Genomic DNA, 12,413 nt, shown 5'->3' on the forward strand with positions numbered 1-12,413 from the left:
TAAAGGAGGGCCGTCAGTCCATCGGCGGTGTCGCACCATCGCAAGGCAACAAAAGCTCCGTCCCGCAATGATGCGTGGCGGTTTTCCTACTTAACACACGACCTGCGTTACCGGGGTCGACCAACAGGCGGGCAGTAAGCGGTTCCCTTCGGGGGCCAATGCCCATGTGTCCAACAGAGTAAATCTAATGACCGAATCATTTGCAGAGCTGTTCGAAGCCAGTCAGGCCAATCTGGCCAAGCTGAAGCCGGGCTCGATCGTCAGCGGTGTCGTTGTCGAAGTCCGCGGCGATGTCGTGGTGATCAACGCCGGCCTGAAGTCCGAAGGCATCGTGCCGATCGAACAGTTCCGTAACGACGCTGGCGAGATCGATGTCGCTGAAGGCGACGTCGTCAAGGTTGCCCTCGATTCCATCGAGAACGGCTTCGGTGAAACCGTTCTGTCGCGTGAGAAAGCCAAGCGCGCGATGGTGTGGGACGAGCTGGAAGAAGCGTTGGAAAAGAACGAAACCATCACCGGCCGCATCAGCGGCAAGGTCAAGGGTGGTTTCACCGTGGACATCAAGGATGTCCGCGCGTTCCTGCCCGGTTCGCTGGTGGATGTGCGCCCCGTGCGCGACCCGGCCTACCTGGAAGGCAAGGAGCTGGAATTCAAGCTCATCAAGCTGGACCGCAAGCGTAACAACGTCGTCGTTTCGCGTCGTGCCGTCGTCGAGAGCGAGCATTCGGAAGAGCGCGAGCAGCTGATGGACAAGCTGCAGGAAGGCGCGATCCTGAAGGGTGTCGTCAAGAACCTGACCGATTACGGCGCGTTCGTGGACCTGGGCGGTATCGACGGCCTGCTGCACATCACCGACATGGCCTGGAAGCGCGTGCGCCATCCGTCCGAAGTCGTGAACGTCGGCGACGAGCTGGACGTCCGCGTGCTGAAGTTCGACCGCGAGCGCAACCGCGTTTCGCTGGGTCTGAAGCAGCTGGGCGAGGATCCGTGGGACAACATCGCCCGTCGTTACCCGGCCAACAGCCGCGTGTTCGGCAAGGTCTCCAACGTCACCGATTACGGCGCATTCGTCGAGATCGAGCCGGGCGTCGAAGGCCTGGTGCACGTGTCCGAAATGGATTGGACCAACAAGAACGTCAACCCGTCCAAGGTCGTGCAGGTCGGTGACGAAGTCGAAGTAATGGTCCTGGACGTCGACGAGGAGCGTCGCCGCATCTCGCTGGGCATGAAGCAGGTTGCCGCCAATCCGTGGGAAACCTTCGCTGCCATCCACAAGAAGGGCGACAAGGTGTCGGGCCAGATCAAGTCGATCACCGACTTCGGCATCTTCATCGGCCTGGACGGCGGTATCGATGGCCTGGTGCACCTGTCCGACATCAGCTGGAACACCACCGGCGAAGACGTGGTCCGCAACTTCAAGAAGGGCGACAACCTGGACGCCGTCGTCCTGGCCGTCGATCCGGAGCGCGAGCGCATCAGCCTGGGCGTCAAGCAGCTGGAGCAGGATCCGTTCGGTCAGTACATGGCTGCCAACCCGAAGGGTTCGAAGGTCGAAGGCGTGGTCAAGGAAGTGGACGCCAAGGGCGCTACCATCGAACTGGCTGACGGCATCGAAGGCTACGTGGCCGCTCGCGACGTTGCGAACGAGCGCGTTGACGACGCGACCCAGCACCTGAAGGTCGGCGACAAGGTTGAAGCCAAGTTCGTGGGCATGGATCGCAAGGGTCGTACCCTGCAGCTGTCGATCAAGGCCAAGGACGACGCGGAAATGCGCGAAGTGCTGGAGGAATACCAGTCCGCTTCGGGTGGCACCACCCAGCTCGGCGCGCTGCTGCGTGCACAGCTGAACGGCAACAAGTCCGAGTAATCGGTCTGTCGCTGTCGTAGTTTCCTGGACGGCCCGGACATCAGTCCGGGCCGTTTCAGGGTCTGAGTTCCTCCCCAAGAGCCCGTAATGACCAAATCCGAGCTGATCGAAATCCTGGCGCGCCGACAGGCGCATTTGAAGTCGGACGATGTCGATCTGGCGGTGAAGTCGTTGCTGGAAATGATGGGCGGGGCGCTGGCCGGTGGGGATCGCATCGAGATCCGCGGGTTCGGCAGTTTTTCGTTGCACTACCGGCCGGCACGGCTGGGGCGCAATCCCAAGACCGGGGAATCGGTCGCGTTGCCGGGCAAGCATGTCCCGCACTTCAAGCCGGGCAAGGAGCTGCGCGAGCGCGTGAGCGCCGTGGTACCGCTGGAAAGCGATCCTGCCTGAGCCGCCATCCGCCAAGGGGCGGATGCATGATTTCCATGGCCTCGGCTGGTAGAGCGGCGTATTAGTCCGCTACTCTTGAGCCCTACGGAACTGGAGCTGCTGCATGAACGTCGTACGTCTGCTGATCCTGCTGGCGGTTCTGGTGGTGGGGCTCATCATCGGTGCGCTCAACTCGCAGCCGATCATCATCAGCCTGGGCTTTACCCAGATCAATTCCACCACCGGCGTGGCGATCATCATCGCCCTGCTGTCTGGTGCCCTCATCGGCGGCGGCCTCGTGCTCGCCAGCATGGTGATCCCGTTGTACGCCAAACTGCGCCGTGCGCAGAAGGCCGCGCCCGCCGTGGTCGTGGCACCTCCTTCTTCTTCTACATTCGACGGACGCTGAGCGCCGATGGAATTTGTCTCCGAGTGGTTCTGGTTCTTCCTGTTCCTGCCCCTGGCCGCGTTGTCGGGCTGGGTGATCGGGCGTCGCGGCGGTCAACGCCATGGCGACAACCAGGTCAGCCATCTGTCCAGCACGTACTTCCGCGGCTTGAACTACCTGCTCAACGAGCAGCCCGACAAGGCGATCGAGCTGTTCCTGCACATCGCCGAGCTGGACAAGGAAACCTTCGAGACCCAGGTCGCGCTGGGCCATCTGTTCCGCCGCCGCGGTGAGGTCGATCGTGCGATCCGCCTGCACCAGGGCCTGGTCAACCGCGCCGACCTGAGCGATCAGCAGCGCGTCCAGGCATTGCTCGCGCTGGGCGAGGACTACATGAAGTCCGGCCTGCTCGACCGTGCCGAAACCGTGTTCACCGAACTGGCCCAGATCGACCAGCGCGCCCCGCAGGCACTCAAGCACCTGATCGGCATCTACCAGGCCGAGCGCGATTGGGAAAAGGCGATCGACAACGCCAGCCGTTTCGAAGAAGTCACCGGCGAGCCGATGGGCAAGCTGATCGGCCAGTTCGAGTGCGAGCTGGCCGAGCGCTACCGTGGTGCCGGCAGGATCGACGAAGCCCGCGCCGCGATCGCGCGCGCCTACCAGGCCGATGCGATGTCGGTGCGTGCCGGCATCATCGAAGGGCGACTGGAGAACGACGCCGGCAATGCCGAGGCCGCCGTGCGCGCGTTCGAGCGCGCCGCCCGCAATGATCCCGAGTACCTGCCCGAAGTGCTGCAGGCGCTCATGCAGAACTACCGCAAGGTCGGCGACCTCGGCGGGGCGCGTGCGTTCCTGTCGGAGATGACCGAACACTACCGCGGCATCGCCCCGGTGCTGGCGTTGACCCAGCTGATGGAAGAGCAGGAAGGCGTGGCGCCGGCGCGGGCCTACCTTGGCCGCCAGCTCAAGGACCGTCCGTCGGTGCGTGGCGAGTCGGCGCTGATCGACCTCACCCTGGCCGAGGGCGCGGATTCCACCGCGACGCTGCACGACCTCAAGCACATCACCGACCAGTTGCTGGTCCGCAATCCGGCCTACCGCTGCACCCGCTGTGGCTTCGGCGCGCGCACGCACCACTGGCAGTGCCCGAGCTGCAAGGAATGGGGCACCGTCAAGCCGCTGCTCAACTACGCGGTGCTCTGAGCCATGATGGTTGCGTGGATGGCAGGACTGCTGGCGGTGCTGGCGGTAGCGGCGGGCCTGACCTGGGGCGCACGCGCGTATGCGCTGCGCCGCAATCTATTGGATGAGCCGGGCGAGCGTCGCAGCCACGGGGTGGCGACGCCACGTGGCGGTGGCATCGCGATCGTCCTGACCCTGCTGCTGGCCTGCGGGGTTGCCGCAGTGATCTGGCCAAAAGCCGGAATTGCCCTGGCGGTCTTTGCGCTGGGGCTGGTGCTGGTGGCCGGCATCGGCTGGTGGGACGACCATCGCCCGCTGCCCGCGGTCCGCCGCCTGCTGGTCCATGTCATCGCGTCCGCGCTGCTGGCCGGCCTGGTCTGGCAGGCCAGTGGCAATCCCTGGCAGGCGCTGCTCGCGCTGTTGTTCGCCACCTCGTTGATCAACATCTGGAACTTCATGGATGGGATCAACGGCATCGCCACCACCCAGGCGATCCTGGCCGGCCTGGCCTTCGCGCTGGTGCTGCCGCCGCCCTATGGTCTGGCCGGCGTGGTGCTGGGGCTGGCCTGCCTGGGGTTCCTGCCGTTCAACTACCCGAAGGCCCGCATCTTCATGGGCGACGTCGGCAGCGGGGCGCTGGGCTATGCGATCGCCGCCCTGGTCTGTCTGGTCAGCGTGCGTACCGATATCCACTGGCTGCTGTTGCTGGTGCCGCTTTCGGCCTTTCTTGTGGACGCGGGCTTCACATTGCTTTCGCGCATCCTGTCCGGACAGCGCTGGATGGAACCCCACACGCAGCATCTCTATCAGCGCGCGGTGAAAAGTGGCGCAAGCCACACTTTCGTCACCGGGGTGTATCTTGTTTTTGGAATATTCAGTGCGGCAGTGTTTAATGCATGCACGAATTTGCAGCCGAGGTGGGAGGCTGCCGTGGCCGTCGCGTGGTTGATCCTCGCGTCCGGCCTTTGGCTGCTCCTGCGCAAGGGAATGCGCAACTAGAAGGATTACGCTGTTTATGACGCCTTGGCAGGACCGATTTACCGGATTGATGCCCCGTGCGGCCATCGTTGCCCATGACCTGTTCATGGTCTGGGCGTGCTGGCAGCTGCTGCACGCGGGACGCTACTCCATGCTGGCCGATGCGCCGGCCCTGCCGCTCTGGAACATCGACACCTCGCTGGTGCTGATCATCCAGGCCGTGGTGTTCTGGCGGGTGGGTCTGTACCGGGGCCTGTGGCGCTTCGCCAGCGTCGCCGATCTGCTCAATATTTTCAAAGCCAGCTTCATCGGCCTGCTCGCGATCGTCGTCGCGCTGGCATACAAGCGCTTCGATGGCGTACCGATGTCGGTGCTGGTGATCTATCCGTTCGCACTGTCGGCCCTGCTGGGCGCGCCGCGCCTGCTGTACCGCGCATGGAAGGACTACCAGGCGCTGCAGTCGGACGTGACGGCGCGCCGGGTGTTGATCCTCGGTGCCGGCCAGGCGGCCGAAGCGCTGGTCCGCGACCTGCGCCGCTCGGGTGATTTCGAACCGGTCGGCCTGCTCGATGACGCCCCCCATCTGCAGGGCGCGAAGCTGCAGGGCCTGCCGATCCTGGGCACGCTGGAAGACGCCCCGGCCGTGGTCCGTGAGACCGCCGCCAAACTGCTGGTGATCGCCATTCCGTCGCTGGATGCGGTGGGCATGCAGCGGGTGGTGGCCATCTGTGAGAGCACCGGCACGCCGTTCCGGATGGTGCCCAAGCTCAATGACATCCTGCTGGGCCACTCGTTGCCGGGCCAGCTCAAGGAAGTGGCGATCGAGGACCTGCTCGGCCGCAAGCCGATCCTGCCGGACTGGGCGCTGATCCGCGGCTGGCTGGGCGGGCGTACCGTGCTGGTCACCGGGGCCGGTGGTTCGATCGGTTCGGAACTGTGCCGCCAGTGTGCGCGCCACGGGGCAGGGCGCATCGTGCTGGTCGAGATGAGCGAACTGCTGCTGCTGACCATCGAGGCCGAACTGCAGCGCAGCTTCCCGGACCTGGTCGTGGAGGCCGTGCTCGGCGATTGCGGCGACCCTGCGGTCATCCGCCATGCGCTGTCGCTGTCGCGCGTGGATTCGGTCTTCCATGCCGCCGCTTACAAGCAGGTGCCGGTGCTGGAGCGCCAGCTGCGCGAGGCGGTGCGCAACAACATCCTGTCCACCGAGACGGTGGCCCGCGCGTGCGTCGAAGCGCGGATCGAGCATTTCGTCTTCATCTCCACGGACAAGGCGGTCGACCCGGTCAACGCACTGGGCGCCAGCAAGCGCTACGCCGAGATGATCTGCCAGAGCCTGGACCAGAAGACCAGCCATACCCGTTTCGTGACCGTGCGCTTCGGCAATGTGCTGGCCTCGGCCGGCAGCGTGGTGCCGGTGTTCCGCGAGCAGATTCTCAAGGGCGGCCCGGTCACCGTGACCGATCCGGAAGTCACCCGCTACTTCATGACGATTCCCGAAGCCTGCCAGTTGATCCTGCAGGCGGCGGCGTCTGCCTCGCATGGGGCGATCTATACGCTGGACATGGGCGAGCCGGTGCCGATCCGGGTATTGGCCGAGCAGATGATCCGCCTCGCCGGCAAGCAGCCGTACAAGGACATCGCCATTGTCTACACGGGCCTGCGCCCGGGCGAGAAACTGCACGAGACGTTGTTCTATTCGGACGAGGATTATCGTCCGACCGCGCACCCCAAGATTCTCGAGGCCGGCGTGCGCACGTTCGCGCGCGAGCAGGTACTGGCCAACGTGCCGAAACTGCGCGAGGCGATCGCCAGCTACGACACTGACGCAATCAACAACATTCTGTTTGCGACCATGCCCGAGTTCTCTCCGCTCCAACAAGATGATCACGTCAGCTCTGCTAAAGTTCTGGCCTTTCCGGCGCGTGAGGCCAACAGGTTCTGATGAGCAAGCGTATTCGTAAGGCGGTATTTCCTGTCGCAGGGTTGGGAACGCGATTCCTTCCGGCCACCAAGACCGTTCCGAAGGAAATGCTGCCGATCATTGATCGGCCGTTGATCCAGTACGCCGTTGATGAGGCGATCGAGGCAGGGTGTGACACCCTGATTTTCATCACCAACCGTTACAAGCACGCCGTCGCCGATTACTTCGACAAGGCCTACGAGCTGGAACAGAAGCTCGAGCGTGCCGGCAAGAAGGAACAGCTGGAGCTGGTCCGTCATGTGCTGCCGAACGGCGTCCGCGCGGTGTTCGTGACCCAGGCCGAAGCCCTGGGCCTGGGCCATGCCGTGCTGTGCGCCAAGGCGATCGTGGGCGATGAGCCGTTCGCGGTGCTGCTGCCGGACGATCTGATCTGGAACCGGGGCAACGGCGCGCTCAAGCAGATGGCCGATGCCAACGAGGCCACCGGCGCCAGCGTCATCGCGGTGGAAGACGTGCCGCATGACAAGACCGGCAGCTACGGCATCGTGGCCACCGAGGCCTTCGACGGCCGCCAGGGCAAGATCAGCGCCATCGTTGAAAAGCCCAAGCCCGAGGACGCGCCGAGCGACCTGGCCGTGGTCGGCCGCTACGTGCTGAGCCCGAAGATCTTCGAACTGCTCGAAGCGACCGGTACCGGTGCAGGCGGCGAAATCCAGCTGACCGACGCGATCGCCGAACTGCTCAAGACCGAGCGCGTCGATGCGTTCCGCTTTGAAGGCCGTCGCTTCGACTGCGGCACCCATCTGGGCCTGGTCGAAGCCACCATCCGGTTTGCGCTCGACAACGAGAAGCTGGCGGGTCCGGCCCGCGACGTGCTGCGCAAGATGCTGGACGAAGGCTGACGGCAGCGGCCGTCGCGAGGGGCGTGCCGGCCGCTGGCCAGCGCCCGACGCAACAGAAAAGGGCAGCCGCGAGGCTGCCCTTTTCGTTTCCGGTTGTGCGCCGACCCACGGTCCGCGCCTGCCCGTTGCATCGGTGCCGACCCGCGGTCGACACCGATGACTGCCTCACAGCGATTCGAAGATGCCCGCTGCGCCCATGCCGGTGCCGATGCACATGGTCACCATGCCGTACTTCTGCTGGCGACGGCGCAGGCCATGCAGCAGGGTCGCGGTGCGGATCGCGCCGGTCGCACCCAGCGGGTGGCCCAGGGCGATCGCGCCGCCCAGCGGGTTGACCTTGGACGGGTCCAGGCCGCAATCGCGGATGACCGCCAGCGACTGCGCGGCGAAGGCTTCGTTGAGCTCGATCCAGTCCAGCTGGTCCTGGGTCAGGCCAGCCTGCTTGAGCGCCTTCGGAATCGCGGCGATCGGGCCGATGCCCATCACTTCCGGGCGCACACCGGCGACCGAGAAGCTGACGAAGCGGGCCAGCGGGGTCAGGCCGTAATCCTTGATCGCCTGCTCGGAGGCCAGCAGCACGGCGCCGGCGCCATCGCTCATCTGCGAGGAGTTGCCGGCGGTGACGGTGCCGCCGAACTGGCCGTTGCGGAACACCGGGCGCAGCTTGGCCAGGCCTTCGGCGGACGAATCCAGGCGCGGGCCTTCGTCGGTATCGACGATCTTGTCACGGGTGATGATGCGGCGGCCGTCGGCCAGGTCCGGCTGGCGGGTGCGCACATCGTAGGGGCTGATCTCGTCCTTGAACTCGCCATTCTGGATCGCGGCGATAGCCTTCTGGTGCGAGGCCAGGGCGAAGGCGTCCTGGTCCTCACGCGAGACCTTCCACTCTTCGGCGACCTTCTCGGCGGTGATGCCCATGCCATAGGCGATGGCGACATGGTCGTTGTCGAACACGCTCGGGGCCATCGCGATCTTGTTGCCCATCATCGGCACCATCGACATCGACTCGGTGCCACCGGCCAGCATCAGGTCCGAATTGCCCAGGCGGATCTGGTCGGCGGCCATGGCCACGGCCTGCAGGCCCGAGGAGCAGAAGCGGTTGACGGTCTGGGCGGCGATGGTGTCCGGCAGGCCGGCCAGCAGCACGCCGATGCGCGCCACGTTCATGCCCTGCTCGGCTTCGGGCATCGCGCAGCCGATGATCGCGTCGTCGATGCGGTTGACGTCCACGCCCGGCGCCTGTGCCACGACGGAGCGGAGCACGTGGGCCAGCATGTCGTCCGGACGGGTATTGCGGAATACGCCCTTGGGCGCCTTGCCCACCGGGGTGCGGGTGGCGGCGACGATGTAGGCGTCCTGGATTTGCTTGGTCATTGCAGTGATCTCTTCAAATAGGGGGACAGGCGTGCCGACCCGGGGCCGGCACCAGACGGGCGCGGACGGAGTCCGTCGCGCCCGTGACGCCATCAGTTACGCAGCGGCTTGCCGGTCTTGAGCATGTGCGCGATGCGGGCCTGGGTCTTTTCCTGCTGGGCCAGCTCCACGAAGTGCTTGCGCTCCAAGGTGAGCAGCCACTCTTCGTCCACCAGCGTGCCGCGATCCACTTCGCCACCGCACAGCACGGTGGCGATGCGTACGGCGATCTCGTAGTCGTACGGGCTGATGAAACGGCCTTCCAGCATGTTGACCAGCATCATCTTGAACGTGGCGATGCCGACGTCGCCGGCGACCTGGATGCGGCGGGCCGGCATCGGCGGACGGTAGCCGCCTTCGGCCAGCGCCAGCACTTCGGCCTTGGCGATGTACAGCGTCTCGAAACTGTTGAACACGACCTTGTCGGTCGCGCGCATCAGGCCCAGTTCCTTGGCGTTGACCGCGGAGTTGGAGACCTTGGCCATCGCGACGGTTTCGAAGGTCTTCTTCAGTTCGGCGAACACGTCACCGCCCGGACCGGCGGCCTGCGAGGCGCGCACGGCCAGTTCCTTCAGGCCACCGCCGGCCGGCAGCAGGCCGACGCCGGCCTCGACCAGACCGATGTAGCTTTCCAGTGCGGCCACGCTCTTGGCGCTGTGCATCTGGAACTCGCAACCGCCACCCAGGGCCAGGCCGCGTACGGCGGTCACCACCGGCACCAGTGAGTACTTGATCGCCTGGCTGGTGCGCTGGAAGTTGTGCACCATCTCTTCGAACTGGTCGACCTTGCCGGCCTGCAGCAGGCCGAGCGCACCGGCCAGGTCGGCACCGGCGGAGAAGGGTTCCTTCTGCTGCCAGATCACCAGGCCCTTGTAGTCCTGCTCGGCGCGCTTGATCGCTTCCTGCAGGCCGTTGAGCACATGGTCCGAAACGGTGTTCATCTTGGTCTTGAAGCTGACCACCGCGATGCCGTCGCCGTCGTGCCACATGCGCACGCCGTCGTTCTCGAACACGGTTTCGCCCGGGCTGAAGGTTTCACCCAGCAGCGGATCCGGGAAGCGCTGGCGCTGGTACACCGGCAGCGCCGAACGCGGCAGCTTGGCATTGCGCGACGGGCTGTAGCTGCCCTCGGCGGCGTGCACGCCATCGCGGCCATCGAACACCCAATCCGGCAGCGGGGCGTTGCTCATGCTCTTGCCGGCGACGATGTCATCGGCGATCCACTGCGCAACCTGCTTCCAGCCGGCGGCCTGCCAGGTTTCGAACGGGCCGAGCGACCAGCCGTAACCCCAGCGGATGGCCAGGTCGACGTCGCGCGCGGTCTCGGCGATGTCGGCCAGGTGGTAGGCGCTGTAATGGAACAGATCGCGGAAGGTCGCCCACAGGAACTGCGCCTGCGGGTGCTGGCTCTCGCGCAGCTTGGCGAACTTCTCGGCCGGGTTCTTGATCTTCAGGATCTCGACCACGTCCGGGGCGGCGCTGCGGTCGGCCGGGCGGTAGTCCTGCTTCTCCAGGTCCAGCACCACGATGTCCTTGCCGACCTTGCGGAAGATGCCGGCGCCGGTCTTCTGGCCAAGCGCGCCCTTGGCGATCAGTGCGTCGAGCCACTTCGGCGACTTGAAGAATTCATGCCACGGATCGTTGGGCAGGGTGTCGCCCATGGTCTTGATCACGTGCGCCATGGTGTCCAGGCCGACCACGTCGGAGGTGCGGTAGGTCGCCGACTTCGGGCGGCCGACCAGCGGGCCGGTCAGGCCGTCGACTTCATCGAAGCCCAGGCCGAATGCCTGCGTGTGGTGGATGGTGGACAGGATCGAGAACACGCCGATGCGGTTGCCGATGAAGTTCGGGGTGTCCTTGGCGTACACCACGCCCTTGCCCAGGGTGGTGACCAGGAATGCTTCCAGGCCTTCCAGCACGGCGGCGTCGGTGGTGGTCGCCGGGATCAGCTCGGCCAGGTGCATGTAGCGCGGCGGATTGAAGAAGTGCACGCCGCAGAAGCGGTGGCGCAGCTGTTCGGGCAGCACGTCGGCGAGCTTGTTGATGCCCAGGCCGGAGGTGTTGGAGGCCAGCACGGCGTGATCGGCCACGAACGGGGCGATCTTCTTGTACAGGTCCTGCTTCCAGTCCATCCGTTCGGCGATGGCTTCGATGATCAGGTCGCAGTCCTTCAACTGCTCCAGGCCGGTCTCGTAGTTGGCCGGCGTGATCGCCTCGGCGTAGGACTTGCTGGCGAGCGGGGCAGGGCTGAGCTTGCCCAGGTTGGCGATGGCCTTGAGCACGATGCCATCGGCCGGACCTTCCTTGGCGGGCAGGTCGAACAGCACCGTGTCGACGCCGGCGTTGGTCAGGTGGGCGGCGATCTGGGCGCCCATGACGCCGGCACCCAGCACGGCGGCACGGCGGACTAGCAGGGAATTGGACATGTCGATAAGCCTTTGTTGTCTGGAAGCCGGTCAGCGCCCGGCTCTACGGGGTGGAAAGGGAGGTCGTCGAAGCGCTCGAGGCCGCGCTGGCGCGGAATCCGGCTTCGGCGAAATGAATCAGTTCCTGGGCGGCATGGGCACGATGCGCCGCTTCGGTGACACCGACGGGTCGCTTGATCAGGCCGAAGTCGGCCATGGCATAGGTCAGCGAGCCGGCGAGGAAATCCAGGCGCCAGTACAGCTCTTCCTTGCTCAGCCCCGGCACGCAGGCGGAGATCGCCTTGCCGAAGTCGCGCAGGACGTGGCCGTAATGGTCGGAAAGGAACTTGCGCAGGTTGTCGTTCTTTTCCGCGTAGGCGCGGGCGATGACGCGCACGAAGGCGCCGCCGGTCTGGCGGTCCTGGGCCATGGCCAGGGCAGGCTCCACGAAGGCGGCCAGCACCGGGCGCAGTTCACCGGGGTGTTCACGGCGGGCGCTGTCCAGCTGGGTCAGCCGGGCCGAGGTCATTTCGTCCATCCGGCGGCGGAACACCTCGTTGACCAGGTTCTCCTTGGAGCCGAAGTGGTAGTTGACCGCGGCGATGTTCACATCGGCCTGGCTGGTGACCTGGCGCAGCGAGGTGCCCGCGAATCCGTGCAGGGCGAACAGTTCCTCGGCGGCGCCGAGGATGCGGTCCTTGGTGGAGAAGTGGGCGGGTTTGGCCATGGGGCAGGGCAGTTCAATCAAACGATTGTTTGATATTAGACCCGTGGCTGCGCGTCCGCATTGTGCGGCGCAGCAGAGCGGGGCATCCGTTCATCCCCGCTCGAGGCAGTGCCGGCCGCTGGCCGCCACCCCTTCATTCCCTGAACGGGGCGCACGACCGTCGCGGCCATGGCGTTGCCGGCCCGTGGCCGGCACTACCGTACCGCGGGCTTACACGTTAGAATTGGCGCACGTATATCAGGCTAAGCCCGC

At 65.4% G+C, this 12,413-nt stretch carries 10 protein-coding genes; 7 read left to right on the forward strand and 3 right to left on the reverse strand.

Annotated features, from left to right (window positions below; all coding sequences use genetic code 11):
• Positions 1-187 precede the first annotated feature (187 nt).
• The 7 genes from rpsA (at position 188) to galU (ending at position 7,616) form a co-directional block, all read left to right on the forward strand.
• A complete protein-coding gene (gene rpsA / locus AC07WC_RS06225; RefSeq protein WP_495209227.1) occupies positions 188-1,867 on the forward strand; it encodes a 30S ribosomal protein S1 in 1,680 nt (559 codons plus the stop codon).
• Positions 1,868-1,954: 87 nt separating this feature from the next.
• The gene (locus AC07WC_RS06230) at positions 1,955-2,260 is read left to right on the forward strand and encodes an integration host factor subunit beta (protein ID WP_019183098.1); all 306 of its coding nucleotides are present in this window, start codon (positions 1,955-1,957) and stop codon (positions 2,258-2,260) included.
• Between the two features lie 103 nt (positions 2,261-2,363).
• Complete coding sequence (locus AC07WC_RS06235; RefSeq protein WP_019183097.1) at positions 2,364-2,648, forward strand: LapA family protein; 285 nt, start codon at positions 2,364-2,366, stop codon at positions 2,646-2,648.
• Positions 2,649-2,654: 6 nt separating this feature from the next.
• On the forward strand, positions 2,655-3,833 hold the full coding sequence (gene lapB, locus AC07WC_RS06240) for a lipopolysaccharide assembly protein LapB (protein WP_495209228.1): 1,179 nt from the start codon (positions 2,655-2,657) through the stop codon (positions 3,831-3,833).
• Positions 3,834-3,836: 3 nt separating this feature from the next.
• Positions 3,837-4,811 carry an MraY family glycosyltransferase gene (locus AC07WC_RS06245; RefSeq protein ID WP_495209229.1) on the forward strand — a complete coding sequence of 325 codons (975 nt, stop codon included), beginning with the start codon at positions 3,837-3,839 and terminating at the stop codon, positions 4,809-4,811.
• A 16-nt stretch (positions 4,812-4,827) separates the two neighbouring features.
• Positions 4,828-6,735: a polysaccharide biosynthesis protein gene (locus AC07WC_RS06250; RefSeq protein WP_495209230.1), complete on the forward strand. Its 1,908-nt coding sequence runs from the start codon at positions 4,828-4,830 to the stop codon at positions 6,733-6,735.
• Positions 6,735-7,616: a UTP--glucose-1-phosphate uridylyltransferase GalU gene (gene galU, locus AC07WC_RS06255; RefSeq protein WP_495209231.1), complete on the forward strand. Its 882-nt coding sequence runs from the start codon at positions 6,735-6,737 to the stop codon at positions 7,614-7,616. The genes AC07WC_RS06250 and galU overlap by 1 nt, the downstream gene beginning before the upstream one ends.
• Before the next feature lie 165 nt (positions 7,617-7,781).
• Here galU and AC07WC_RS06260 read toward each other — a convergent pair whose 3' ends face one another.
• From AC07WC_RS06260 to AC07WC_RS06270, 3 genes are all read right to left on the reverse strand, one after another.
• Positions 7,782-8,990: an acetyl-CoA C-acyltransferase gene (locus AC07WC_RS06260; RefSeq protein ID WP_019183092.1), complete on the reverse strand. Its 1,209-nt coding sequence runs from the start codon at positions 8,988-8,990 to the stop codon at positions 7,782-7,784.
• 92 nt (positions 8,991-9,082) lie between these two features.
• The gene (locus AC07WC_RS06265; protein ID WP_495209232.1) at positions 9,083-11,455 is read right to left on the reverse strand and encodes a 3-hydroxyacyl-CoA dehydrogenase/enoyl-CoA hydratase family protein; all 2,373 of its coding nucleotides are present in this window, start codon (positions 11,453-11,455) and stop codon (positions 9,083-9,085) included.
• 43 nt (positions 11,456-11,498) lie between these two features.
• Positions 11,499-12,161, reverse strand: a complete 663-nt coding sequence (locus AC07WC_RS06270; protein WP_495209233.1) for a TetR/AcrR family transcriptional regulator — start codon at positions 12,159-12,161, stop codon at positions 11,499-11,501.
• Positions 12,162-12,413: the final 252 nt, after the last annotated feature.

The sequence above is a fragment of the Stenotrophomonas sp. GW821-FHT01H02A genome (genome assembly GCF_059422145.1).

Excerpts from the sequence above, each read along its gene's own strand:
- rpsA (WP_495209227.1), top strand. The coding sequence starts at position 188 with ATGACCGAATCATTTGCAGAGCTGTTCGAAGCCAGTCAGGCCAATCTG.
- AC07WC_RS06230 (WP_019183098.1), top strand. The coding sequence starts at position 1,955 with ATGACCAAATCCGAGCTGATCGAAATCCTGGCGCGCCGACAGGCGCAT.
- AC07WC_RS06235 (WP_019183097.1), top strand. The coding sequence starts at position 2,364 with ATGAACGTCGTACGTCTGCTGATCCTGCTGGCGGTTCTGGTGGTGGGG.
- lapB (WP_495209228.1), top strand. The coding sequence starts at position 2,655 with ATGGAATTTGTCTCCGAGTGGTTCTGGTTCTTCCTGTTCCTGCCCCTG.
- AC07WC_RS06245 (WP_495209229.1), top strand. The coding sequence starts at position 3,837 with ATGATGGTTGCGTGGATGGCAGGACTGCTGGCGGTGCTGGCGGTAGCG.
- AC07WC_RS06250 (WP_495209230.1), top strand. The coding sequence starts at position 4,828 with ATGACGCCTTGGCAGGACCGATTTACCGGATTGATGCCCCGTGCGGCC.
- galU (WP_495209231.1), top strand. The coding sequence starts at position 6,735 with ATGAGCAAGCGTATTCGTAAGGCGGTATTTCCTGTCGCAGGGTTGGGA.
- AC07WC_RS06260 (WP_019183092.1), bottom strand. The coding sequence starts at position 8,990 with ATGACCAAGCAAATCCAGGACGCCTACATCGTCGCCGCCACCCGCACC.
- AC07WC_RS06265 (WP_495209232.1), bottom strand. The coding sequence starts at position 11,455 with ATGTCCAATTCCCTGCTAGTCCGCCGTGCCGCCGTGCTGGGTGCCGGC.
- AC07WC_RS06270 (WP_495209233.1), bottom strand. The coding sequence starts at position 12,161 with ATGGCCAAACCCGCCCACTTCTCCACCAAGGACCGCATCCTCGGCGCC.